16 protein-coding genes are annotated in these 24,176 nt (G+C 58.5%); 5 read left to right on the top strand and 11 right to left on the bottom strand.

Translation table 11 applies throughout. From position 1 onward, the window contains the following. Nucleotides 1-29 precede the first annotated feature (29 nt). From BLR44_RS13990 to BLR44_RS13955, 8 genes are all read right to left on the bottom strand, one after another. Nucleotides 30-2,342, bottom strand: coding sequence for a GH92 family glycosyl hydrolase (locus tag BLR44_RS13990; RefSeq protein ID WP_089682923.1), 2,313 nt, complete (start codon nt 2,340-2,342; stop codon nt 30-32). Between the two features lie 55 nt (nt 2,343-2,397). Further along, the gene (locus tag BLR44_RS13985) at nt 2,398-3,717 is read right to left on the bottom strand and encodes a M1 family metallopeptidase (RefSeq protein ID WP_089682921.1); all 1,320 of its coding nucleotides are present in this window, start codon (nt 3,715-3,717) and stop codon (nt 2,398-2,400) included. A 26-nt stretch (nt 3,718-3,743) separates the two neighbouring features. After that, nucleotides 3,744-6,365: an ABC transporter permease gene (locus tag BLR44_RS13980; RefSeq protein ID WP_176956045.1), complete on the bottom strand. Its 2,622-nt coding sequence runs from the start codon at nt 6,363-6,365 to the stop codon at nt 3,744-3,746. A gap of 60 nt (nt 6,366-6,425) precedes the next feature. Continuing rightward, complete coding sequence (locus BLR44_RS13975; protein WP_218127082.1) at nt 6,426-9,032, bottom strand: ABC transporter permease; 2,607 nt, start codon at nt 9,030-9,032, stop codon at nt 6,426-6,428. A 10-nt stretch (nt 9,033-9,042) separates the two neighbouring features. Beyond that, nucleotides 9,043-9,390, bottom strand: a complete 348-nt coding sequence (locus BLR44_RS13970) for a PadR family transcriptional regulator (protein ID WP_089682919.1) — start codon at nt 9,388-9,390, stop codon at nt 9,043-9,045. 116 nt (nt 9,391-9,506) lie between these two features. Then, nucleotides 9,507-10,328, bottom strand: a complete 822-nt coding sequence (locus BLR44_RS13965) for a maleylpyruvate isomerase N-terminal domain-containing protein (protein ID WP_089682917.1) — start codon at nt 10,326-10,328, stop codon at nt 9,507-9,509. Further along, entirely contained in the window at nt 10,325-10,789 is a 465-nt protein-coding gene (locus BLR44_RS13960) for an ankyrin repeat domain-containing protein (RefSeq protein ID WP_089682915.1), read from the bottom strand. The genes BLR44_RS13965 and BLR44_RS13960 overlap by 4 nt, the downstream gene beginning before the upstream one ends. Nucleotides 10,790-10,791: 2 nt before the next feature. After that, entirely contained in the window at nt 10,792-13,209 is a 2,418-nt protein-coding gene (locus tag BLR44_RS13955; RefSeq protein WP_089682913.1) for a TonB-dependent receptor, read from the bottom strand. Nucleotides 13,210-13,387: 178 nt separating this feature from the next. On the opposite strand from BLR44_RS13955, the gene BLR44_RS13950 reads away from it, so the two are divergent. Further along, nucleotides 13,388-14,248: an FKBP-type peptidyl-prolyl cis-trans isomerase gene (locus BLR44_RS13950; RefSeq protein ID WP_176956044.1), complete on the top strand. Its 861-nt coding sequence runs from the start codon at nt 13,388-13,390 to the stop codon at nt 14,246-14,248. Nucleotides 14,249-14,398: 150 nt separating this feature from the next. Next, nucleotides 14,399-14,944 carry a DUF3124 domain-containing protein gene (locus tag BLR44_RS13940; protein ID WP_089682910.1) on the top strand — a complete coding sequence of 182 codons (546 nt, stop codon included), beginning with the start codon at nt 14,399-14,401 and terminating at the stop codon, nt 14,942-14,944. On the opposite strand, the gene BLR44_RS13935 is transcribed toward BLR44_RS13940, so the two are convergent. After that, nucleotides 14,923-16,140 (bottom strand): potassium/proton antiporter, encoded by a 1,218-nt coding sequence (locus BLR44_RS13935; RefSeq protein ID WP_143017288.1) that lies wholly within the window; start codon nt 16,138-16,140, stop codon nt 14,923-14,925. The two genes, BLR44_RS13940 and BLR44_RS13935, sit on opposite strands and share 22 nt — an antisense overlap. A 183-nt stretch (nt 16,141-16,323) precedes the next feature. Between BLR44_RS13935 and BLR44_RS13930 the strand changes: the two genes are divergently transcribed. After that, nucleotides 16,324-17,763, top strand: coding sequence for a high affinity choline transporter 1 (locus BLR44_RS13930; protein WP_089682906.1), 1,440 nt, complete (start codon nt 16,324-16,326; stop codon nt 17,761-17,763). Nucleotides 17,764-17,774: 11 nt separating this feature from the next. Here the strand turns inward: BLR44_RS13930 and BLR44_RS13925 are convergent, their stop codons facing one another. Then, the gene (locus tag BLR44_RS13925; RefSeq protein WP_089682904.1) at nt 17,775-18,146 is read right to left on the bottom strand and encodes a hypothetical protein; all 372 of its coding nucleotides are present in this window, start codon (nt 18,144-18,146) and stop codon (nt 17,775-17,777) included. 350 nt (nt 18,147-18,496) lie between these two features. Between BLR44_RS13925 and BLR44_RS13920 the strand changes: the two genes are divergently transcribed. After that, nucleotides 18,497-19,660 carry an App1 family protein gene (locus tag BLR44_RS13920; RefSeq protein WP_089682902.1) on the top strand — a complete coding sequence of 388 codons (1,164 nt, stop codon included), beginning with the start codon at nt 18,497-18,499 and terminating at the stop codon, nt 19,658-19,660. A 733-nt stretch (nt 19,661-20,393) separates the two neighbouring features. On the opposite strand, the gene BLR44_RS13915 is transcribed toward BLR44_RS13920, so the two are convergent. After that, nucleotides 20,394-22,862, bottom strand: a complete 2,469-nt coding sequence (locus BLR44_RS13915; protein ID WP_089683539.1) for a ligase-associated DNA damage response DEXH box helicase — start codon at nt 22,860-22,862, stop codon at nt 20,394-20,396. Between the two features lie 241 nt (nt 22,863-23,103). Here BLR44_RS13915 and BLR44_RS13910 point away from each other — a divergent pair, with 241 nt between their 5' ends. Continuing rightward, nucleotides 23,104-24,162, top strand: a complete 1,059-nt coding sequence (locus BLR44_RS13910; protein ID WP_089682900.1) for a spore photoproduct lyase family protein — start codon at nt 23,104-23,106, stop codon at nt 24,160-24,162. The last annotated feature ends 14 nt before the right edge of the window (nt 24,163-24,176 follow it).

Genomic DNA, 24,176 nt, shown 5'->3' with positions numbered 1-24,176 from the left:
TTCGGCCGCGCACTTACGAGTCGTAGACGTTATTTCCCTTCCCGCGAAAGCGAATAAGGGGCATCTTCGGGTGCAGTGCCCCAGCTTTTGTTCGGCGTGGCCGACATGTTGAACTGCAAAGTGGCCCCCTGCATCAGGTCGCCGTGCGTCAGGTAGGTTTTGGTGTAAGGCTGGCCGTTCCATTGCATCGCCTGGATGTACCGGTTTTCGGCGCTGTTTTCGGGAGCCTGGATAGTCACTTTCTTTCCGTTTTCCAGCGTTAGCGTGGCTTTTTTGAAGAGCGGTGTGCCCAGCACGTACTGATCCGTGGCGGGGCAAACGGGGTAGAAACCCAGCGCCGAAAAGACGTACCAGGCCGACGTCTGGCCGTTGTCCTCGTCGCCGCAGTAGCCATCGGGCGTGGGGCGATAGAGGCGGTTCATCACCTCACGCGTCCAGTGCTGCGCTTTCCACGGCGCGCCCGCGTAGTTGTAGAGGTAGATCATGTGCTGGATGGGCTGGTTGCCGTGCGCGTACTGCCCCATGTTGGCGATCTGCATCTCGCGAATCTCGTGGATCACGAAGCCGTAGTAACTTTCATCGAAAATGGGAGGCAGGGAGAAAACCGAGTCGAGCTTGGTTACGAACGCCTCGCGGCCGCCCATCAGGTCGATCAGCCCCTGCACGTCCTGGAAGACCGACCACGTGTAGTGCCAGCTGTTGCCTTCGGTAAATGCGTCGCCCCACTTAAACGGATTGAAGGGTGCCTGGAACGTGCCGTCCTGGTTTTTGCCGCGCATCAGGCCCGTGGCCGGATCGAATAGCTTCTGGTAGTTCATCGCGCGGGCGCGGTACAAGTTGAGTTCTTTCTTCGGGCGTTTCAGCGCCTTGGCCAATTGATAGATGCAAAAGTCATCGTAGGCGTATTCGAGCGTACGGGCTGCGTTCTCGTTGATGTCGACGTCGTACGGCACGTAGCCCAGCTTGGTGTAATAGTCGGCCCCGGCACGCCCCACGGCGGTCAGCGGTCCGGCGTTGTTCGCGCCGTGCAACAGCGCTTCGTAGAGGAGATGGATGTCGTAGCCCCGGCCGCCCTTGAGGTAAGCATCGGCCACGATCGAGGCGGAGTTGTTCCCCACCATCACGTTCCGCAAACCGGGACTGGCCCACTCGGGCAACCAGCCGCTTTCGCGGTAGGCATTCGCCAAGCCTTCCTGCATTTGCGCGTTGAGGCTCGGGTACATCAGGTTCAGAAACGGAAACAGCGAACGGAACGTGTCCCAGAACCCCGTGTCGGTGAACAGGTAGCCGGGCAGGACTTTGCCGTTGTAGGGACTGTAGTGTACCACCTGCCCGTCGGCATCGAGTTCGTAAAACTTGCGCGGAAAGAGCAGCGAGCGATACAGACACGTGTAGAACGTCTTGACCTGATCGACCGTGCCGCCCTCTACGGCGATGCGCCCCAATTCCTGATTCCAGGTCTGCTTGCCTTTTTCGACCATCGCGTCAAAATCGTCGGTGCCCAATTCCTGCAAATTCCGTTCGGCCTGTTCCGGGCTGATGAACGAAGAAGCCACGCGGATGTGGACCGTCGCGCCACCCGCTGCGGCAAAGCCTACAACCGCGCCGGCGTGGTCGGCTTCCAGTTCGGTTTGACCTGCCTGCAACGTGGAGTCGCGCCAGACCGCCGTGTAAGAGAAGGGCTGGTCGAATTCCAGTACAAAGTAATTCTTGAAGTTGTCGGGCACGCCGCCGCTGTTCTTCGTCGTGTAACCGATCAGCTTCCGCTCGCCGGGCAGCACCTTGACGTACGAACCCTTGTCGAACGCGTCGAGGACCAGGAAGGCACTGTCGGTTTTGGGGTAAGTAATGCGGAACAGGGCGGCCCGCTCCGTCGGGGTAAACTCCGTGGTGACGTCGTGGTCGGCCAGGTACACGCTGTAGTAATACGGCTTGGCAACCTCCGTTTTGTGCGTAAACCAACTGGCCCGCTCGTCTTCGCGAAAGCGGAGTGCTCCGGTCACAGGCATCAGCGAAAACTGGCCGTAGTCGTTCATCCAGGGCGACGGTTGGTGCGTCTGTTTAAAGCCCCGGATCTTGTCGGCGGTGTACTGATAGGCCCAACCGTCGCCCATTTTCCCGGTCTGCGGCGTCCAGAAATTCATGCCCCACGGCATCGCAATCGCAGGGTATTCGTTGCCGTTCGACAGTAGCGGCTTGGAGTCGGTGCCCATCAGGACCTGCACCCATTCGACGGGATCATTGACCTGGGAGACTTCGGGGTCCTGGGCTTGCAGGACAGAAAAAGAAGCAATGAAGGTGAAGAGAAACGCGAACAGCGAAGAACGCACAGAGGTGGACATGGGAAAGGAAGGATGGATTGATGCGCCAAACTTACAAGAAAACCGATAGCGTGGGTTAGTTCTGTGGATGATACACCCACCGGTCGAAAAAGGCCTGCAACTTCCGCCCGCTGGCCCTTTCCATCGCCCGTTGAAACTCGACGGTGGTGACCGATTGGCCGAAGTAAGTTTGCGTATACGCCCGCAGGGCTTTCCAGAACCGCGCATCGCCCAACTCCTGCCGAAGCAGGTGCAGCACGTACGCGCCTTTGTTGTAGACCAGCGTCCGGTCGTCGGCAGAAGGATGGTTCCAGTCGGGGAAGACGAGGGCACGGTCGTGTCCGGCGGCTTTCACCTTTTCGTACGCTGCGCGCGAGACCTCAATTTCCTGTGCGTAGGCCGCCCGCCCGAAGCGATGTTCCTTGTAAGCCGCCGTCATGAAATTGGCCATGCCTTCGTTGAGCCAGAAGTGGGCCCAGTCGGCACAGGTCACGCCGTTGCCCCACCACTGGTGCGCCAGTTCGTGCGCCGAGAGCCAGATCGCCTGCGCATCGGCCAGCGCGTCGGGGCCGTAGCTTTCGCGCATTACGGCGAAGCTGCTCATCTCCTGCGCCACGCGCCCGGCCGCGAGCACCTGCGTGTAGACGGAATCGGGGTAGGGGACGCCGGCTTTCTCCTCAAAAAAGTGCAGGATGTCGCCCGTCGTGGCAAATACCTGCCGCACTTCGGCTTTCGAAAGGCTGTCGGTCAGAAACCGGAGTTGCGTCTGCCCGGCGGGCCACGTTTGTTGCTGAAATGGCCCCGCCGCAAAGCCAAAGAGGTACGTGGAGACGGGTGCATCCTGTCGCCACGTGTGCAGCGCCGTGCCGTCGGGAAGCGTTTCTGTGCGCAGCAACGCACCGTTCCCTACGGTTTGCCAATGGGTCGGCACGGCGAGCGCCAACTCAAACGTCGCTTTGTCGTCCGGGGCATCGACACACACCATCCACTGGCTCGTCGAGAAGACAGTGTAGACCTGCTCTCGTGCGGGAAAAAAGCGGATGCCCGCCGGCGGAGTGCCGTGGTACGCCAGGGCCACTTCGTAGAGCGAATCGGCAGGCGATAAATCGCCGACCGCGAGCCAGACCCGACGATCGTGCACCGAATAGGGGAGCGGTTGCGCCTGGTGGGTGGCCGTGGTTAGGGTGAGCGCCCCGCAATCGAACGCAATGGAATCGGGCACATCGCCGGTGATGCGAAAGCGGATGAGCACTTCACCCCGTACCGACTGGTCGGTCAGGTGGGGTGTAAGCCGCACACGGTAATTCAAAACGTCCAGTGCCGATTGCGCTGCGCCGGATCGGCTGATCAGGAGCAACGTCCACACGAGCCAGCGCATGTTTACGAGTTGATGCATGTCGCAAACATACACACCCGGCGGGCTTACTCGTTGCGCAGGCTGTTGACCGGATTGACCAGTGCCGCTTTGATGGTCTGGTAACTTACCGTCAGGAGTGTAATCACCAGCGCCCCCGCGCCCGCCACCGCAAAGATCCACCACGACAGTTCGGTGCGGTACTCGTAGCCCTGCAGCCATTCGTGTAGGAAATAGTAGGCGAGGGGCGTGGCAATCAGGCAGGCAATCAGCACCAGTCCGACGAAATCGGTCGAGAGCAATTGCCACAGGTGCGACACCGAAGCGCCCAGCACCTTGCGAATGCCGATTTCCTTGGTACGGCGTTCGGCCGCATAGGCGGCTAACCCGAACAGGCCGAGGCACGAAATGAGGATGGCCAGTCCGGCGAAAAGCGAGGCGAGGGTGCCGATGCGCTCCTCATTGCCGAACTTCTTGGCATACTCCTCATCGGCAAACTGGTACTCGAACGGATTGACCGGATCGTATTTTTTGAAGACGGTTTCGAGGGACGAAAGCGCCTCGTGGGGGCGGGCCTGCGGCGTGAGTTTGACGTTGACGAGTGAAGTCCAGTCGGGGTTGTTGATGAAAATCATCGGGCGAATGGGCGCGTAGGGCGACTGGGTCACCAGATTCTTGACCACCCCGATGACCGTATAGGTCCCGTTGTCACCCCACCGCACGGCTTCCCCGACGGGATGCTCCAGCCCCATGTACGCCACGGCCGCTTCGTTGAGAAGAAACGCCGCCGTATCCGACGGAACGTCGGCCGAAAAGTCGCGCCCTTCCAGCACCTGCCACCCGATCATCTTCCCGAATTCCGGCGTCATGCGCAGGGTCACAAACTCATCGGTCATGTTCGGATCTTTCCCCGCCCACGTAAACCCGCTGTTCGTCACGTAAGTACTGGTGACAGACACGTCGGTCTTGGCCACTTCGTCCACCACGCCCGTCTGCAACAGTTCGTCGCGGAGCGCCTGGTAGTGTTGGTGGATGTCGTCCGTTTTGATGGGTACCTGAATCAGTCCGTCGTCGTCGTAGCCCAGCGGACGATTCTTGGCGAACTGGATCTGCCGGAACACGATGAGCGTTCCGATGATCAAGGTCACCGACACGGTGAATTGCACCACCACCAGGGCCTTGCGGGGCAGGGCCGCGAAACGACCGCCATGCAACGTACCGAGCCATCCCGCGCCTTTCAGCACCCGCACGGGGTTGAAGGACGAGAGAAACAGGGCGGGATAACTCCCGGCCAGCAGACCGGTCAACACAATAAAGCCCAGGCTGAGCGCCCAGAAGTAGCCGTTGGCCCACGGCAGAGAAAGGTGCTTGTCGGCGATCTGGTTGAACCCCGGCAACACGAGCACCACCAGCGGAAGCGCCAGCACAAACGCCAGCAGCACGATCAGCAGCGACTCGCTGAAGAACTGGGCGATCAGCTGGCTCCGCACCGAACCGATGGCCTTGCGGATGCCCACTTCTTTGGCCCGACGCTCGGAACGGGCCGTGCTCAGGTTCATGAAGTTGATGCAGGCCAGCAGCAAAACGAAGACGCCGATGATGCCGAAGAGCCAGACAAAGTGAATCATGCCGCCGGTGTTGACCCCGTTTTTGAAGTCGTTGTAGAGGTGCCAGCGGCGCATCGGATGCAGAAACACCTCGGGCTCGTAGCGGGCCTCTTCGGCGTCGACATGGTTGCGTTTGAGATTTTTGATTTTGGCCGAAACTGTCTGGAGATTGGCTGGGTCGGCTACTTGCACAAAAGTTTGAAACCAACTATTCCCCCAGCCGATCCATTCGGGCAAGCTCGGCTCAAGCAGTTTCCAGGGGGTGATGAAGCCCACGCCGGCAAAATCGGTGCTGGCGGGCAGGTCTTCGTACACACCCGTGACCGTCACGTCCAGTTGGTTATCGAGTTGCATGAGTTGCCCGAGCGGATCTTCCTCGCCGAAAAACGCCTGCGCCACCGAGGCCGAAAGCAGAATGGAATGCGGATCGGCCAGCCCGTTACGGGTGCCGCTTCTCATCTGGAGCGACAGCAGGTCGGGCGCGCCGGGTTCCATAAAGTTGCCTCGCTGGGTGAGGCGCGTTTCGCCGTGTGCGAGCGTGTGGCCCTCCGTCCAGGACGACCGCACCACGTGGGTGAAGTCGCTGCCGTACTCTTCGCGCAGGGCGGGGCCGAGTTGCATCGGGACCGAATTCCAGGTATGAATTTCCCCGTTGAACGTATGGTTTTGCATCACCCGTGCAATCCGGTCGTAGTGGGTAAAGTGCTGGTTGAACGACCATTCGTCCCAGCTCCACAGCCCGATCAGCAGCGCGACGGCCATGCCCACGGCCAGTCCGCCGACGTTGATGAACGAATACCCTTTGTGGCGGAAGAGGTTGCGCCAGCCGACTTTGAAATAGCTTTGGTACATGGCAGAGGGAGTAGAAGGCGTGAACAATGAGTTTCGGATCGCGAACGGCCGGAGGTACGTAAAGACCTGATACCAATATCTTAGCCGTGCGCGGAAAAGCGACGTCTGTGCGAGTCGCTCGTAAAACGCCTCTTCCAGGTCGCCCTCCACTTCCTCCGCGAGGTCGTCGCGCAGAAACCAGCAGAGGAAGCGCTGGGCCAGGCGGGGCGGTTGTGGACGAAGCGGTTTCAACGGGTTGGTCTTTGACGTGTACGCTTGGAGCTACCGTCATCCGGCAACTCCTGGTGCAGGTTACTCGCTGCGGAGGCCATCGACCGGATTCATCAGGGCGGCTTTGACGGTCTGTAAACCCACGGTGAACCAGGCCACCAGCAAGGCCACCAGCCCGGCGCCGGCGAAGTACCACCAGTGCAGGTCGATGCTGAACGCGAAGCCGCTCAGCCAGCGCTGGGCCAGGAAGTAGCTGATGGGCAGGGCGAGGACGATGGCGATGAGGACCATGCGGGTGAAATCGCTCGACAGCAGGTAGACAATGCCGAGGTCGGACGCGCCCAGCACTTTGCGAATGCCGATCTCTTTGGTGCGGCGCTCGGCGGTAAAGGCGGCCAGCCCGAACAGCCCGAGGCAGGAAATCAGGACGGCGATGCCCGCGAAGTATTTCGAGAGCGACGACACCCGTTGTTCGGCGGCGTAGAGCGCCTGGTAGTCCTGGTCCAGAAAGCGGTAGTCGAACGTGAATCCGGGGTTGAACGTCTGGTAAAGCTTTTCCAGCGTGGCGAGGGTATTTTGTTCCTGACCGGGTGCGAGTTTCACCAGAATGTTCCCCGTCGATTCGGGCGAAAGCCGGAAAAAGGCCGGTTTGATTTCCTCGCGGAACGAGTCGAAATGGAAGTCTTTCACCACCCCGATGATCTCCTTGTTTTCCCCCCAGAGTTGAATCACCTTGCCGACCGGTTCGTCGAGGCCCATAAATTCGATGGCCGCTTCGTTGAAGATGATTTTGTCCTGTTCGGCCCCAAACTCCTCCGAAAACGAGCGCCCCTCTTTCATCGACATGCCCAGCATCTCAATCAGCCCGTAGTTGACGGCCATGCGCTCAAATTCCGTTTTATCGTTCGGATCTTTGCCCGGCCACTGAAGCCCGTAGGTGCCGCCGTTGTGACCGGTCAGGTCGTGCTCGGAGCTGGAGGCGGCCAGGACGCCCGGCGTGCGGTTGAGTTCGGTCAGAAGGGCCTGGAGCTTTTCTACGTTCGCCAACGGGCCGTCGCGCCTGAACAACAGAATGTTCTCTTTGTCGTAACCTAAATTTTGTGTCTGGACAAACTGGATTTGCCGGTAAACGACCCACACGGCCACGATCAGGATGATGGAGAGCGTAAACTGAAACACCACCAGCCCTTTGCGTACCCAGACTTCTCCGGTCAGGTTGCTCAATTTGCCTTTCAGGACCGTCGCCGGATGGAAACTGGAAAGGTAGAGGGCCGGGTAGCTGCCGGCCAGCACGCCGGTGAGCAGCACCACGCCCAGCAGCGTGAGCACCAGCGGAACATCGAACGACAGGTGAAGTTGTTTCTCGGTGAGGTCGTTGAACTGAGGCAGGACCAGGGCCACCAGCAGCAGGGCCACGCCCAGCGACAACAGTGCCATCCAGACCGATTCGCCCAGGTGCTGCGAAATCAGCGCTCCGCGATGCGCACCCACCACCTTTTTGATGCCTACCTCTTTGAGCCGGCGCGACGCCCGGGCGGTCGAGAGGTTCATAAAATTGATGCAGGCGATCAGCAGAATAAAGCCCGCGATGACGGAAAACAGGCGCACGTACGCGATGCGCCCGCCGGCCTGAACCCCGTTCTCGTACTGACCGTGCAGGTAGACGTCAGAGTAGCGGGTGAGGAAAGGAGTGCGGTGGGTGATGTTGCCTTCCGTTTTGGCCGTGACGTAGCCCGCCAGTTTCCGGTTCAGTTGCTCGACGTCTGTGTTTTCGCGCAGCAGCACGTACGTCTGAAGGCCCGTGTTGCCCCATTGTTCGACCCAGGGGTTGTCTTCCAGAAAGAACGTCAGGGGCATCAGAAAGTCGAATTGCAGCGACGACTGCGCGGGGGGATCTTCGTAAATCCCGGCCACCAGCAGTTGTTTTTCGTGTTGCCACTCCACCAGCTTGCCGACGGCCTCTTCGGGGTGCGCAAACAGGCTCCGGGCCAGCGATTCCGAAAGCACGATATGATTTTTCCCGGCGAGTACCTGATGCCCATCGCCCTGCAACAGCCGGAAAGAAAAGAGGTTAAAGAAGTTGGAATCCGCATACATGCCTTCCGCCTTGAGATCCTGATCACCGACCGACAGGGTATAGGTGCTCACGAATTTGTAATCGGCATTGGCCCGGATGGCTTGCTCGACTTCAGGAAATTCCCGCACCATCCCCTCCGCCATCGGCCCCGAGGTCGTCTGTCGGGTGAGGATGCCGCCTGCCTCCTGGACGTTTTCCATGAGTTGATACAGACGCGCATCGTTGGCGTGGAACTTGTCGACGCTCCGTTCGTCTTGTACCCACAGGAAAATAAGCAGGGCACAGGCCAGTCCGGTCGAGAGACCGATCAGGTTGATGATGAAGGAGCCTTTGTAGCGCTTGAACGTGCGAAACGTCAGCAGAAAATTGTGTCGGAACATAAGCAGAAAGAGGGGATGGAGGGAGAAAAAAGGCCGCATCGCGAATGGCCGGACGTAACGAAACACCTGGTACCAGTAGTGGAGGCGCGCGCGGAACAACGAGGTCTGTTCGAGCCGGACGTAAAACGCTTCCTCCAGATCGCCCTGCACTTCTTCAACGAGTTCGTCGCGCAGAAACCAGCACAGAAAGCGCTCGGCCAGTCGGGGCGGTATGGGGGACGTGTGGGACAACGGAATGCGTTTAGAATTGACCTCCGAAATTGAACATACCGGCGAAGGCCGGATACTGCCGCCAGAGCGATAGTTTGAAGTCGCGGGACGTTTCCAGGGCGCGTCGCCCGTAGGCCGTGATGGTGTAGATGCGTTTGCGGCGCCCGCCCCGCTCGGCGGTGGCCTGGCCCATTTCCGACGTCAGGAAGCCTTTCTTGGCGAGCCGGTCGAGCGTTGAATGCACCGCCCCGATGGAAACGGATCGGCCGGTTTGCGACTCGAACTCCTCCGAAATTTTGAAGGCGTACGCATCGTCGCCCAGAATGCCGACCAGCAGCAGCAGGGTCTCTTCAAAGTCACCTAATCGTGTTTCCAGCATTTGTTTCTAACTTGTAGAAGTTAAGGTAAAACGAGTTTTGAGATTTGCTCTACAATCTAGTAAGAAATTACAGGAACGGTCGGCTGGCGTGACGAACGACGGGCGTCTTGCCGACGCTATGCCATGACAGAAAGCATGCCGACAATCTCCTGCCCGAGCCGGACATCGCCTTCAATTTGCAGACGAGAGAGGGCTTCGGCGCGGGGAACGGCCTTCGTAAAAATGCGCCACGCCAGTCCGCGCGGCAGTAGCACGCGACTCTGTGGGGAAGTTTCGACCCGATCCATCAATACCCAGCCCTCGGACGCTTTCCGTAGCCACCAGGCGGGGGCAATGCCTTCGACGCTAAACTGGAGCACGGTACCCGCCGGAGCCGCTACGTTTCGGTAGTGGTGCGGTAGCGCCCGCATGAATGTCTCGAGAAGCGGTGTGTAGAGTTCCTCCCTGAGCAGCGCGTCGTCTTGCCCGACGGCCACCCGAATCTGTTGCTGGTGGTGCCACTTTTCGGTGTATTCCCGGGCAATGTGAAACCAGTTGGGTGAGGTGTCTTCGCCGGCCCAGCCGACCGCAAAAAGTGCATCCGCGTCCGGGTCGAGCGAGGCCAGGTGCGCGTGGTATTCCGCGTTGGTGCTTTCCAGCAGGGAAATGAGCAGGCGCGGGCTGATTCGCCGGGTCGCCTTGATCCAGTCGGCATTCAACGCATTCAGAAAGCCCACCAGATCCTGATACGAACGGATTTCCGGCGGCGTAATCCCGAAAAACTGATCTTTCGACATCGAAATGCCCCGGATGTTCCCGTCCAGCAAATGCAACGCCACGTCTTTCACCGTCCAGAGGGGCGCCAGGGTCTGCCGATTCCAGTCCTCGGCTTGCAACGACCGCAGCAGGTCAATCAACATCCGGTCGATGTGAGCAATCGGGGCGAGGGTCTGGATCATGAAAAGTCTTCCTTGAAAACAAGTAATTTGTCTATGTCGTGGATGATCGGCCGAAAAATAGTTTTGAGTGATTCAAAGAAATGCTTCGAGCCTGTAGCATAAGCAGCGATTACATCCACTGGGCGTTCATGTTGATCATTTATGATTTCCAGATCGGCACCGTTAGCAAGCAGAATGCCCACCATTTGCAGCGCTTCCGGATAAGGGGCACTTCTTCTATTCTGGAGCATGCCATCAATACAACCATCAATCGCTACGGCTAAGGGAAAGCCTCCGTCAATATTCACATCGGCACCATTAATGATCACAAATTCAAGGTTTTTAGGATGAGCGCTTTCTATGGCTGCGACGATGGGGTAAGTGTTGTGATTACTCTTTGTATTGATATCAACACCTGCGTCAAGTAATCGCTGGGCGTTGATTAGGTCTGACGCAAAAATATAGGTATTCAGCTTGCTCATTCTTAAAAATCGATGCGGTAGTAGAACAGGGGCAGGAACCCGAGTTGGTACTCTTCGCGAATGGGCGAGGCGTTCGGATCGAATTCGTTCGGGGCGTAGGTGAGGTTGAGCACGTTCTGTCGGTCGAGGATGTTGACCAGGTCTAGCGAAAATTCGTGGGCCACTTTGGGGCGATTCAGGCGGTAGCTGATGCGCAAATCTACCCGAAAATACGGCCGGATCTGCCAGGAGTTGCGCAGGGAATCGACGTATACCACTTCGCGCTCGCGTTCTGAGGCGGGCAGGTCGACCGGGCCGTAGCGGCGTCCGCCGGCGGTGGTCCACTTGGTGCCCAGTTGCAGGGTAGAATTGTTTTTAAAGCTGAACTCTTTGGTGACGAGGGCGTTGGCCGCGTAGTTGCCGTTGAAGTCGGTGTCGCGCCAGATGCCGTCGCTGCCCCGGTAGGTGGATTCAAACAGCGATCCGGTAAGCAGGAAGAAATAGCCCTGACTGAACGCTTTTTCCAGCGTCAGTTCCACGCCATAGTTCCGCCCGATGCCGGTATTTTGCAGCGTGTCGGGGAAAAAGCGGCTGAAGCCCACCCCCGTGTTGACCAGCGAAAACGACGAAGGCCGTACTGTAACCGGAATGTCGAACAGGTACTGGTAATACGTCTCGGCTTTCAGGCGCATGGTCCGGCTCAGGGCGCGGTTGTAGCTCAGTACGGCGTGGTTGCTCCGCGTAAAATCCATCTTCAGGTTGTGGAGTTGCGGCACGCCGTCTACGGTTTCCTGGCCGTAAAAATAGAGGTAGGGTGACTGCATCTGGCTGTGCCGGCCCAGCCCCAGCGAAAGCGCTTGCCCGTCGGCCAGGTTCCATTGCACGCCCAGCCGTGGCTCGAACGGCGATACGCTGCCGCTGAGCGAAAAATACTGCGCGTGTACACCTGCATTCAGCGTCCAGGCGTCGGAGAAACGGTATTTCCACTGCACGTACGGCTGCGCCAGCACGGCACTCCGCTGGGCGTCCCATCGCGTGCGGAACTGGTAATAGCGCGGCGTGCCTTCCACAATGTTGCGGAGGCTGTCCTGAAAATGAAAGAAGTACCAGTCGAGGTTCGCGCCGACGCTCAACGTGCTGCGGGCGCCGAATTTGTGGTAGGTCAGCAGGCCGCCCGACAGCTTGTGTTGCCGGAAATTGTAGTCGAGCAGCGGCACCAGCGAATCGACCTGGTAATTGTCGTTGGCATCGACGTGCCGGTAGACCAGTTCGTGAAATGCGCTGACCCCTTCGGTCGCCGTCAAGACCGTGGCTTTCAGGAAGGTGCGCGTACCGTAGGGGCGCGAGTACGTAAGGCCCACCGTGCCCATGTGCGACGAAAAGTACTGGTCGCGGTCGTTTTGTCCGTAGAGGTCGCGCACCGGTTTCTTCTGATCGGAAATCAGGATGTCGACGTGCGAAAGGCCGCCCAGCCCGAACAGCGCGAGGTTGCCGCCCTTCTTCAGCGGAAAATTGACGCGGAAGTTCAGGTCCTGGTAGCGGGGCACAGACGTTGTGCCGATGTCGATGCCCAGCGCCTGGAACAGCGACAGCGTAGAGTAACGGTAGGTGGCGAGGTACGAGGAGCGGTGGTTTTTGGTGAGGGGCCCTTCAGCCGAAAGCTCCGTGCCCAGCACGCCCAGTTGCCCGCTGAACTCGTGTTGTTCGTTGTTGCCGTTCCGGAATTTCAGGTCGAATACCCCCGCAATGGCGTTGCCGTACTGCGCCGGAAATGCGCCGGTGAAAAAATCGGAGTTGGCCAGCACTTTGTTGTTCAGAATGGTGACGGGGCCGCCCGCCGTGCCGGGAATGTTGAAGTGGTTCGGGTTGGGAATGGGCACACCCTCCAGTTGCCAGAGCACGCCCTGCGGCGAGTTGCCCCGGATCACGATGTCGTTCCGCGAATCGTCGGCCCCCTGCACCCCCGCGAAGTTGGAGGCCATCCGGGCGGGATCGCCCCGGCTGCCCGCGTAGCGTTCGGTTTCGTCGACCGTGAACGCCCGGGCCGAGACGGTGGCCATCTCGTTTTGCACTTCGCCGACGCCCGCGGCCTTCACTTCGACCTCGGCCATGGTGGTAATGGCTTCGCGCAGCGAACTATTTAAAATAACTTCTTTGGCCGAACCCACGATTACGTTCTGTCTGACGTCTTCTTCGTAGCCCAGGTACGTGAAACGGAACGCGTGGCGACCGACCGGCACCCCTTCCAGCCGGTAGTAGCCCTCCGTATCGGTGACCGTGCCCTTGGGTTGTTCCGGATTGCCGTCCAGCAACAGTACGTTGGCACCCACCAGCGGGGCCTGCGTTTCGGCGTCGGTGATGCGCCCGCGCACGGTTTGGGTGAGCGACTGGCAGACGGCAGAGAAGGTAGTGAGAAAGAGAAATGGAATCAGGAAGCGCATGTGGTGGAATGGCGACTTTGCCGGTAAGATACGCATTCTCGGGTATCTGTCTGCATCAGTGGCACTACCGTTGTCGCCCGGCCGTTATGCTGATTACCATGTTGGCTTTCGGCTACCAACTCCCGGAAACAGCCAGTACATTTGTCAGAATTTTCAAATCAGCTTTTTTACACACTTTATGAAAACAGTTCAGTATGTGTCGATTTTGTTAACCGGTGTCTGCCTGTGGTCATGTCAGGACAAAGAGCCTTCCGCCAACGAGCGGTTCGACGAGAACGCCAACCAGATTCAGCAGTACCTGAGTGACAACAGCATTGACGCACAACAAACCGCTTCGGGGGTTTTTTACCGCATTACCGAAGCGCATGCCGACAGCATAAAGCCGAAAACCGGGGAGCAGGTGTCCATTTCGTACGAAGGGTACCTGTTGGATGGGGCGCAGTTCGGTAAGGCCGATTCGACCGAGCCGCTGTCTTTTGTACTCAACGCCGGTCTGATCATCCCCGGGTTGAACGAAGGCGTGGCGCAGTTCCGGAAAGGTGAAAAAGGACAGATCTTTATCAACTCGTACCACGCGTTCTGGGACCAGGGGCGCGACAGTGAAACGCCTTACGTCGACATTCCGCCCTACGCACCGTTGCGGTTCGACATCAAGGTGCTCGACATCAAAACCGAAGATCAGCTGATTCGCGAGTTTATCGCCGACAGCAGCCTGACGGCGACGCGTACCTCGTCGGGCCTGTACTACGTGGAGCAGGAAGAAGGCCAGGGCGAACAGGCGGTCAACGGCAAGGAAGTATCGGTCGATTATACCGGGTATCTGCTGAGCGGCTACAAGTTCGATAGCGGCAAGTCGTTTGGATTCAAAGTCGGCAGCGGGGTCATCAGCGGCTTCAGCGAAGGCATCAGCCTGATGAAGAAAGGGGGCAAAGCCCTGTTGATCATGCCTTCGAGCCTGGCGTACGGGGAACAGGGAAGCAATGCCATCCCCCCGTATGCACCGCTGATCTTCGAAGTGAAATTAGTGGAGGTCAACTAAGCTGGCTTCCGATGCCTTTTCAAAAGCCGCTTTCCGGGCCGGGAAGCGGCTTTTTGGGTTGTTAGGCCTCAGGTCTGTCACTTTCTTTGTAACATCGTTGCGGTAGCGGCCCGGTTCCGGGGTGCGTACGCTTCCGATCACCACTCGTCTATGCTGATGCGCTTCGTCATTTTTCTGTTGGGGATAGGCTTCGTCGCTTGTCAGTCGGCCACCGAACCGCCGGCCGTGGAGCTCCTGCCCAGTCACGACTATACTTACGTGGACGTAACGCCCGCCGACCTGGCCTACCGGGAGGCGGTGTATGTACCGATCTACTCCGACATCTACTACATGGACGGCACCCGCCGCTTTCTGTTGACGGCCACCCTCAGCATTCGCAACACCAGCCTAACCGATTCCCTTTACGTGACCCACGTCGACTACTACGATTCGCAGGGGGAGCTGACGCGCACTTACCTGGAACAAACGGCGCTGGTGAAGCCGATGGCTTCGCTGGAGTTTGTCGTGGAGGATGCCGAACACCGGGGCGGGGCCGGGGCCAACTTCCTGGTGCGGTGGGGAACCCGCGCCGCTTCGGCACAACCCGTGATTCAGGCCGTGATGATCGGCGCGCGCTCGCAGCAAGGCATTTCGTTCCTGACCGAAGGTGTAGTGATTGAGCGGGATTCTACCGTTCAAAGCCCCTTGCCCGAGTGAGCAGAAGCTTCCTCTTCCAGCCCTAGCCAGCGGGCAACGGGGGCGACGGTGGTGCCTTGTACGAGGATGGAAACGATCACCACGATGAACGAGATGTTGAAGATCAGCTCGGCCTGGGGCACGCGTTGCACAACCGGAATCAGCGCAAACACAATCGGCGTGGCGCCGCGCAGGCCCACCCACGCGAAAAAGACTTTGCCCCGGCGCGAAGGCGACCGGAAAAACAGCAGCGACAGGTACGTGCCCACCGGGCGGGCCACCACGATCAAGAGTAAGGCGACGTAGAGACCGTAGCGGTACATGTGCGTGAGTTCCTGCAGGTACACTTGCAGTCCTAGCAGCAGGAACAGCCCGGTTTCCATCAACCACGAAAGGCCCTCGAAAAAGTGGATGTTCAGTTGCCGGTGTTGCCACGGTGCGTTGCCCAGCACCAGCCCCGCCGTGTAAATCGCCAGAAAGGCACTACCGCCCAGCAGCACGTTCAGGCCATACAGTACCAGGATCAGGCCGATCAGCACGACGATGTTTTGCCCACGTTTCAAGGTCACTTTGGTGATGATCCACCAGGTGACGCGCCCCAGCAGCAGGCCACTCCCCAGCCCGATCAGCATGGTCAACACAAAGCCGGGCAGCAGCGACAGCACGGGTTGGTCGGGGAGGAGCAGAAGGGTGGTCAGGCTGAAGGTCAGGAAATAGGCCATCGGGTCGTTGGTGCCCGATTCCAGTTCGAGCACTTCGCTGACGCCTTGCTTAAGCCGCAGGCCGGTGTTTTCCAGGATGGAGAAGACGGCCGCCGCATCGGTCGAAGAGATGATGGCCCCCAGCAGCAGCGCAGGTAAAAAGGCCCACCCCAGTACAAAATGGACAAACAGTGCGACACACAGGGCGGTCAGCAGCACCCCCAGCGTGGCCAGGGAAATTCCCTGCCACAGCACCGGCCGGAAGCGCTTCCATTCGGACGTGAACCCGCCGGCGAAGATGATGACACTCAGCGCCATTTCGCTGATTCGCAACGTCAGCAGCGGATAGTCGAAATCGAAATCGTAACGCCCGCCGTTGCCGACCAGCATGCCGATCCCCAGCGTGACGAGCAGCGAAGAGAAGCCAAAACGGGAGAGAAACCGACCGCCCAGAATGCTGAGGATGACCAGTACACCGGCAATGACCAAAAAAGCTGCGTAAGGGAGGGTAAGCATCGGCAAATCAGCAAAATGAGGACGGGCAGAACAGATCTCGGCCACGAAGATAGCGGACGCAGCGGCGGCCTGTGGGAGGTGCCCGGGCTTTCCCGAAAAAACTTTGCGCTAAAATCTGTCGGTTGTTTAATTTACACGCTTCCCTTGTCGTCCCACCCGGCAGCGTAGGAAAAAACAAGGCCTATGGTAGTCGTTGCGGTACTCCTGTACCTGGGAGGTACTTTGCTGATTGGCGCACTGACCAGTCGCTTCGTCAAGAACTCTGAAGATTTTGTGCTGGCCGGGCGTCAGTTGCCGCTGGTGCTGGCGGCCTCTGCGTTATTTGCGACCTGGTTCGGGGCCGAAACGGTGCTGGGGGCTTCCTCCGAATTTGCAGAACACGGCCTGATCGGCGTCGTGGAAGATCCGTTCGGGGCTGCGCTGTGTCTGTTCTTGGTAGGCTTGCTTTTTGCCCGGCCGCTCTACCGGATGAACCTGCTGACGTTCGGCGACTTTTATCGAAAAAAGTTCGGGCGGCGGGTCGAACTCGTCGCCAGTCTCCTGTTAATTCCCTCGTATTTTGGTTGGATTGCCGCCCAGTTGGTGGCGACCGGCATTCTGTTCCACACGCTGTCGGGCATTCCGGTGCTCTGGGGCGTATTGATCGGGGCCGCTTCGGTGCTGATTTACACGTACCTGGGCGGGATGTGGGCCATTTCCGTGACTGATTTTCTGCAAACGTGTGTCATCATCGTCGGCCTGCTGCTGCTGGCGTTCAACCTGCTGGACCGCGCGGGTGGGTTTGCGCCCATCCTGGCGGAAGTCCCCGACGGATTTTTCCGGTTTCTGCCCGAACACACGTGGGACGGGTGGATTACCTACTTGGCCGCGTGGATGACGATCGGACTGGGGTCCATTCCCGGGCAGGACATCTTCCAGCGGGTGATGGCGGCGCGTTCGGCACGGACGGCGGTGCGGGCTTCGTATCTGGGGAGTGCGCTGTACCTCTCGGTGGCAGCCCTTCCGTTATTTATTGCACTGTGCGTCAAGGTACTGCACCCGGAACTGCTGGCGGGCGACGCACAACTGGCCCTGCCGTCGATCGTCCTGGCCGAAGCACCTCCCTGGTTGCAGGTAGCGTTTTTCGGGGCATTGCTGTCGGCAATTCTCAGTACAACGAGCGGAGCGATTCTGGCACCGGCCACCATCCTGGCCGAAAACATTCTACGGCCGTACCTACAGCCCGACGAGCGGGTGTTCCTGCGGTTGTTGCGCCTCAGTGTCGTACTGATTACGCTCGTGAGCACGGTACTGGCCAGCATTCGTGCCGACATCTACGAGTTGGTGGGCGAGTCGTCGGCGTTTACGCTGGTCGCGCTTTTTGTGCCGCTGGTTGCCGGAATTTACGGCCGCCGCACCACGCCTACCGGCGCGATGGGGGCCATGGTGGGTGGATTTACCGTATGGGTGAGCATGACGTATGGACCCGTGCCCGAAGGGCCCCTGCCGTCCATCCTGTGGGGATTGCTGGCCAGTGTGGTGGGACTGTGGCTGGGCAATCGGGTACACAAACGGCCGCACAAAATGGTGGTCGGAAGCGACACTTCGCTGGAAGAAGTGGGCCCCCGCCGTACGCGGCGCTGAGCATAGCTGGTTTACCGGGCCAGCGAGGTCTCCGCCAAATCAAGTTCGATCAGATCGACAAGGCGCTGGTCGTGTGCACTTTTGGTCCCCGCACCCCGGTATCCCTGGTCGGGTCCCAGCAAAACCACGCGCGTGATGTCGGCGGGTGCTTGTGGTTCGCAGAAGTACAGCGTCACGTAATCGTGGTCGTGGGAGGGAAGCGAGCCGATTACCTGGTGCAAGGTCGTCTCGACCTTATGGGCGTCCGATGCCTGAAAAGCGAGGTAGTGGTACTTGCCAATCTTTTTGCCGTAGTGTTGCGGGTATTTCCGCACGACCGCCTTTTCGAAATTCGAGCACACGTCGGGCACGTGAAAGCGGTGAACGATCACAAAGTTTGTCATGGTGCAGGTGTGTTTGGTTTTACTAAAAAAAGTAATTTATTCAGATATACGCAACTCATTTTCAGGGTGTTAACCAGGATCGGAAAGCCTGCGTACTAGCATCATATGTCTTCACTGAGTTTTGCGGTTCCGTGCGAGATGTTACGACCCGCCGTCAGGAGCAGACCCGTTCCTCTGCATCTGACTTCAATCCTCCGACATACGACGACAAAAGTACGCGTCTTGTCGTCGGTTTGCCGAAATTTCTGCTACCTCCGGGCTTTGGTAATGAAAAAATAATCTTCTGGTAGGCGGCTAAAAGGAACTCGCAACGCTTGCCATCTCATCGTACTCGATCCAGTTTTTAACACATGTCTGAACTAAAACGCATTTTTCAGCGCATTGCCAGCAATGCCGACGACTTCATCGACGAACTTCGCGACCGTTTTACCGAGCATACCGGGGGCTACGGTCCCGTGCAACTTGTGACTTACCGGGGGCTGGGTAACAAAGAGGAAATCTACCTGAAAGGGCGGGTACTGCTGGACCGGAACGTGAAACCCGCGGGCGAAACCGACAGCGTCTGGCGTAACCTGATGGCGATGTACAAGCGGTTCAACACGCGCGAAATTCCCAATGTACGGGTACGGGCGCGGTTCGCGGGGCAGGAGCAAACCGTTCGGACCAACGCGGAAGGTTACTTCGAGGTACGCTTTGCGCTGCAGTTGCAACTTCCCGACTGGCGCGACTGGTATGAAGTAGAATTGGAGTTGCTCGACCAGGTCGCCGAAGGCCAGGAAACGGTCCGGGCAACCGGCCACGTGCAGGTGGCACACGCCGAAAGCGTGTTTGGGGTCATCTCCGACCTGGACGACACCGTACTGGAAACCGGGGCAACCAACCTTCTGAAAATGGCGCGGTTGACGTTCCTCAACAACGCCCGCACGCGTCTGCCTTTTGCAGGCGTGGCTGCTTTTTACCGGGCGCTGCAACGCGGGCCGCAGGGCAAGGGCTTTCATCCGATCTATTACGTATCGAGCAGCCCCTGGAATCTGTACGACCTGCTGGTGGAATTTTGCCAGGTACACGGCATTCCCGACGGACCGCTGATGTTGCGCGACATTGGCATCGACCAGGAAATGACGGGTGGCCATCACACCCACAAGCTGGCGCAGATCGAGCACATCATGCGCTATACTGATCCGTTGCCTTACATCCTGATTGGCGACAGCGGCCAGCAAGATCCCGAAATCTACGAGCGCGTGGTGGAAGAATATCCCGGCCGTGTCAAAGCCATCTACATCCGGGACGTGAGCGAAGATGCTCGCGACAGTGAGGTATTCCGTATTGCGCAGCGTGTGCGCGACCAGGGCGTGGAATTTGTGTTTGTGCGCGATACGCTCGACGCCGCGCACCATGCGCTTCAGCACGGGTACCTCTACGCCGGGGCACTGGAAGACATTGGGCTCGATGCCAAGCTCGATAAGGAAGCGCCTAGCGATCTGGAACAGATCATGGGATTGGAGGGCAAGTAAGTTGCCGGTGCTTCCAGAGAAGCGCGTAAAACTGATGAAAATGTCGTAACGAACCGCCAAAAAAAACGAAGGATTTTATCAATGTGTAAAAGTGACACATGAATTTGTTAAAAAGATTTGAAAAATAAGCCCTTAGTTTGGCGACCCTGGGCCGTGTGGGTACCTTTGTAATAGAAAGTCAGACGGACTTTCAAATGTAGGTTGTTTGGACAGTCAACTTGTGGTGGGGTTGGCTGTCTTTTTTTTGTCTTATTCCTGACGAACTCTTCGTCGGAGCAAACGATATGCAGCGAAAGCCAATCGGGTTACCTCGGTTGGCTTTTTGCATTTAGGAAAACCAGACGTGACGGGAGCCTGTCAAGGCTGCCACATCGCTTCTGATGAAGCATACGGATTGGAAAGAGCTTGCTTTGAAATTGAAGCTGTTTTTGGAAAATTGATCTACATTTCGAGAAAGTGGCTCTGGTTTTGAGGTTGGTTATCAGAAATGACTGTACTATTGGTAATAATTGCTTGAAATATGAGGATGGTGTTGCGAATCTCTAACCTCTGGGTAAAGGATCATGAAAAGATTGGAAAAATGAAGGAGGGGTTTTGCAGATGTGGTCCGTGGGGTTACCTTTGTAATAGAAAGTCAGACGGACTTTCAAATGTAGGTTGTTTGGACAGTCAACTTGTGGTGGGGTTGGCTGTCTTTTTTTTGTCCTATCCGGCCGAATTCACCTCCGTCGGCTTACTCCAGTGCCCGTTCTAGTTGGAGCGTCATCTTGGCAATCCGATCTTCCAGTTTTTCTGAGCTAATGGTTTCACGCATCCGGTCTACCAGAATGGGGAAGCCGAGAGGTGTGGGGCGTGGCGGTTGCTGCACCAGCGGCGTGAGTGCCTGGAGCCGCATCAGCACGTGGTGCAGTCGTGTGCTTTCCAGTTGCCCTTCCATCACCTCCCGATGGGCCTGTTGCAACAGCAGGTTGTGCGGATCGTAGCGTTGCATGACGTCGTACATCAGTTTGGTAGAGGCCTGTAAATGGCGTCCCGTCAGAGGCCGCCCCGGATATCCCTGAAACACCAGCCCGGCAATGACCGCGACTTCGCGAAAGCGCCGACTGGTCAGTTCGCTGGTGTGAACAGCCTGTTGCAGATCTTCCCTCAGGTGCTCTGCACTGAACAGCCCGCCTTGTTCCAACAGCTCCAGCGGAAACGGCTGATCGGCCAGTAGTTCCAGGCCGTAATCGTTGCTGGCGAACGAAATGGACACCGGGCGCAGCTGGCTGAACCGATACGCAAACAGGGTGGCGAGCATTTCGTGGACCACGCGCCCTTCGAATGGGTAGAGAAACAGGTGGTAACCTTCGCGGGTTTTTACATGTTCTACCAGCAATTCCTGTCGCTCGGGCAGGGCCGACCAGCCGCGCTGCACGTCGAATAAGGGTTGCAGGGCGACCAGTTCTTCGTCCACGATTTCATGGTGCGCTGCCTCTTCCATCTTTTCCCGCAACAGGTCGGCCAGGACCGACGAAAGCGGCATCCGGTTGCCCTGCCAGCGGGGCAGCACACCGGTTTTGCGCCGCGCTTTCCGCACGAATACCGTCAGCTCTTTCAGGCGCACAAACTCCAGGACCTGCCCGGCAAACCAGAACGTGTCGCCCGGCTCCAGTTTGCCCACAAAATTCTCTTCCACCTGCCCGATGGTTGAGCCACCCACCAGTTTCAGGCGGAGCATAGGGTTGCTCACGATGGTGCCTATGCCGAGGCGATGCCGCAGTGCGGCTTTGCGGCTGGCAATGCGGAAAAGGCCATCGTCGGTAACGTCGACCCGTGAGAACTCGTCGTACGCGCCGAGGCTGGCCCCGCCTGTGGTGATAAAATGCAGCACCCAGTCCCATTCGTCGAGTGATAAATTGCGGTACGCGTGCGTGGACGTGACCACGTCGAACTGTTCGTCCGCCCGGAAGCCTTCGCCCACGGCGAGCGTCACCAGGTATTGCGCCAGCACGTCGATGGGAGCCTGCAAGGGTGCCCGCCCTTCGATCACGTGGCGCCGGATGCCTTCTTTAAAGGCCGCCGCTTCCATGAGTTCGAGCGCATGCGTCGGGACGAAGTAGAGGACGCTTTCAGCCCCGGGTTGGTGCCCACTGCGCCCGGCCCGTTGCAGAAGCCGCGCGAGGCTTTTGGTACTGCCGATCTGCACGATGGTCTCTACCGGCGCGAAATCAACGCCCAAATCCAACGACGACGTGCAGACCACCACTTTGACGCGGCCTTCTTTCAGGGCCTCTTCCACCCAACTACGAATCTGAGCGTCGATGGATCCGTGGTGCATCGCGATTTGTCCCGCCAGCGTAAGGTCGGCTTCCAGCAGTTGCCGGTACCAGAGTTCGGTCTGCGCCCGCGTGTTGCAAAAGAGCAAGGTGGTGCGGCTTTGCTGAATGATGGGCAACACTTTCTCGACCATCTGCAGGCCGAGGTGGCCGCTCCACGGAAAGCGGTCGATGCGATCGGGAAACAAGGTTTGTAGCCGCAGTCGTTTGTCGAGCTCGGCGCGTACAATGACCCGCTGGTCCGTTCGCCCGGGCCAGGATTCTCCCAGCAGCACGTCGCGTGCTTCTTCCAGGTTGGCGATGGTGGCCGAGATGCCCCACGTCCGGAAGCCGGAGGGACGGAATTCCCGCAGCCGGGCCAGCCCCAGTTCGACTTGCACCCCGCGTTTGTTGCCCAGCAGCTCGTGCCACTCGTCTACCACACAGGCGCGGACCTGCCCCAGCAGTCGGCGGGCGTCTTTCTGACTGAGCAGGATGTGTAAACTTTCGGGCGTGATGATGAGGCACTCAGGGGGACTTTTAAGTTGCCTTTGCCGTACCGAAGAGGAGGTATCGCCGGTGCGCAACTCGACCCGCCAGGGCAAGCCGAGGTCGTCGCAGAAACCCTGCATCGCCTTTTGCAGGTCTTTCGCCAGCGCCCGCAGGGGCGTGATCCACAGTACCCGCAGCCCGTTTTTGCGCGGCGTTTGCCAGGCGTCGGGATGGTCGTGGAGGTAATCGGCAACGCAGGCACCCCACAGGGCCAGCGTTTTCCCGCTCCCCGTCGGTGCGTTAAGAAGACCGTTTTTGCCTTCCAGGAACGCCTGCCACGTCTCTTCCTGAAACGGAAATACCTGCCAGCCGCGCGCGTGGAACCAATGGTGCAGAGGGGAGAGTGTAGACATCAGGAACATAAACCGGGAAAAGGGGCCGTAGGTTCTGCGAAAATCAAGTCAACGGACTCGTCGCGCGGAGAAGAAAGGTTCATGTGTGGTGAGGTGGAAATGGTATTTTGTTGCGAAATAGGTGGTGCTCTCTAAACCCTGAATTCCAGGGATTGATGTGCCGATTTAATTGCAGATTGGGCTTGATTTTGAGAAACGTTCTGTTCGGGTAAGGTGTTGTGGTATATAGGATATTTTTTATATGATCGATTCCTTTTCTGTCGAGCCCATTGCTGGTCGTGCGTCACGCCTTTGGTATCCCAAACGGGTGTTGTTTACGCCGGATACCCTGCGCGAACCGTTCGGGCAACGCATCTACGAGCGGATTACTCGCTTGGGTTTGCCCGTCGAGGTCTTGTCGTCCAACCGGCTGACGGGTTTGCGGGGAGCCACCGAGCGGGAAACCTACCGTCAGGCGAAACAAACGCTGGCGATTGTCAACGCCCCGCCCAGTGCCCTGAAATTCCAACCGATTCCGCCTTCCGCCGACTGGCAGTTTCACCTGGCGCAGGGCTGTCCGGCCCACTGTCAGTATTGTTACCTGGCGGGCAGTTTGCAGGGGCCGCCGGTGGTGCGGGCGTACGCCAACCTGCCCGCCATTCTGGAAGCGACCCAAGCCTATGAACGGCCCCATCAGGTGACCACCTTCGAAGCCAGTTGTTACACCGATCCGCTGTCGCTGGAACACCTGACGGGCAGTTTGTCGACTGCCATCCAACATTTCGCGACGCGTCCCGGCACGCAGTTGCGCTGGGTTACCAAGTTTCATCAGGTAGCGCCGCTGTTGAATCTCCCGCACGCGGGACGGACACGGGCGCGAATCAGTCTGAATGCCGCCCCGGTCGCGCGATACCTGGAGGCGGGGACCTCGTCGCTTCCGGATCGGCTGGCGGCTTTGCGGCAGCTTGCGCAGGCAGGCTACCCGGTCGGCGTAGTGCTTGCGCCGATCATGCCGCTGGAAGACTGGCCGCAGCACTACGGCCAATTGCTAGACGCCTTGCAGGCCACGCTGGATTTTCCTGTTGACCTGACGTTTGAGTTGATCAGCCACCGGTTCACGCCCGGCTCCAAAGAGGTTTTGCAACGGTGGTACCCGCAGTCGAAACTGGAGATGGACGAGGCACAGCGGGCGGTCAAGCGGAACAAGTTCGGCGGCCTGAAATACGTGTATCGTCCCGAGGAGATGCGTGCGCTGCGGATGTTCTTCACCGACGAACTGGCCCGGCGTTTTCCTCAGGCGCCTATTTTGTACTGGACGTAAGCAAGGTGATGGGT

This window comes from Catalinimonas alkaloidigena, assembly GCF_900100765.1.
GTDB classification, from domain to species: Bacteria; Bacteroidota; Bacteroidia; order Cytophagales; family Flexibacteraceae; genus Mooreia; species Mooreia alkaloidigena.
This window is presented reverse-complemented; position numbering and strand designations above follow the sequence as displayed.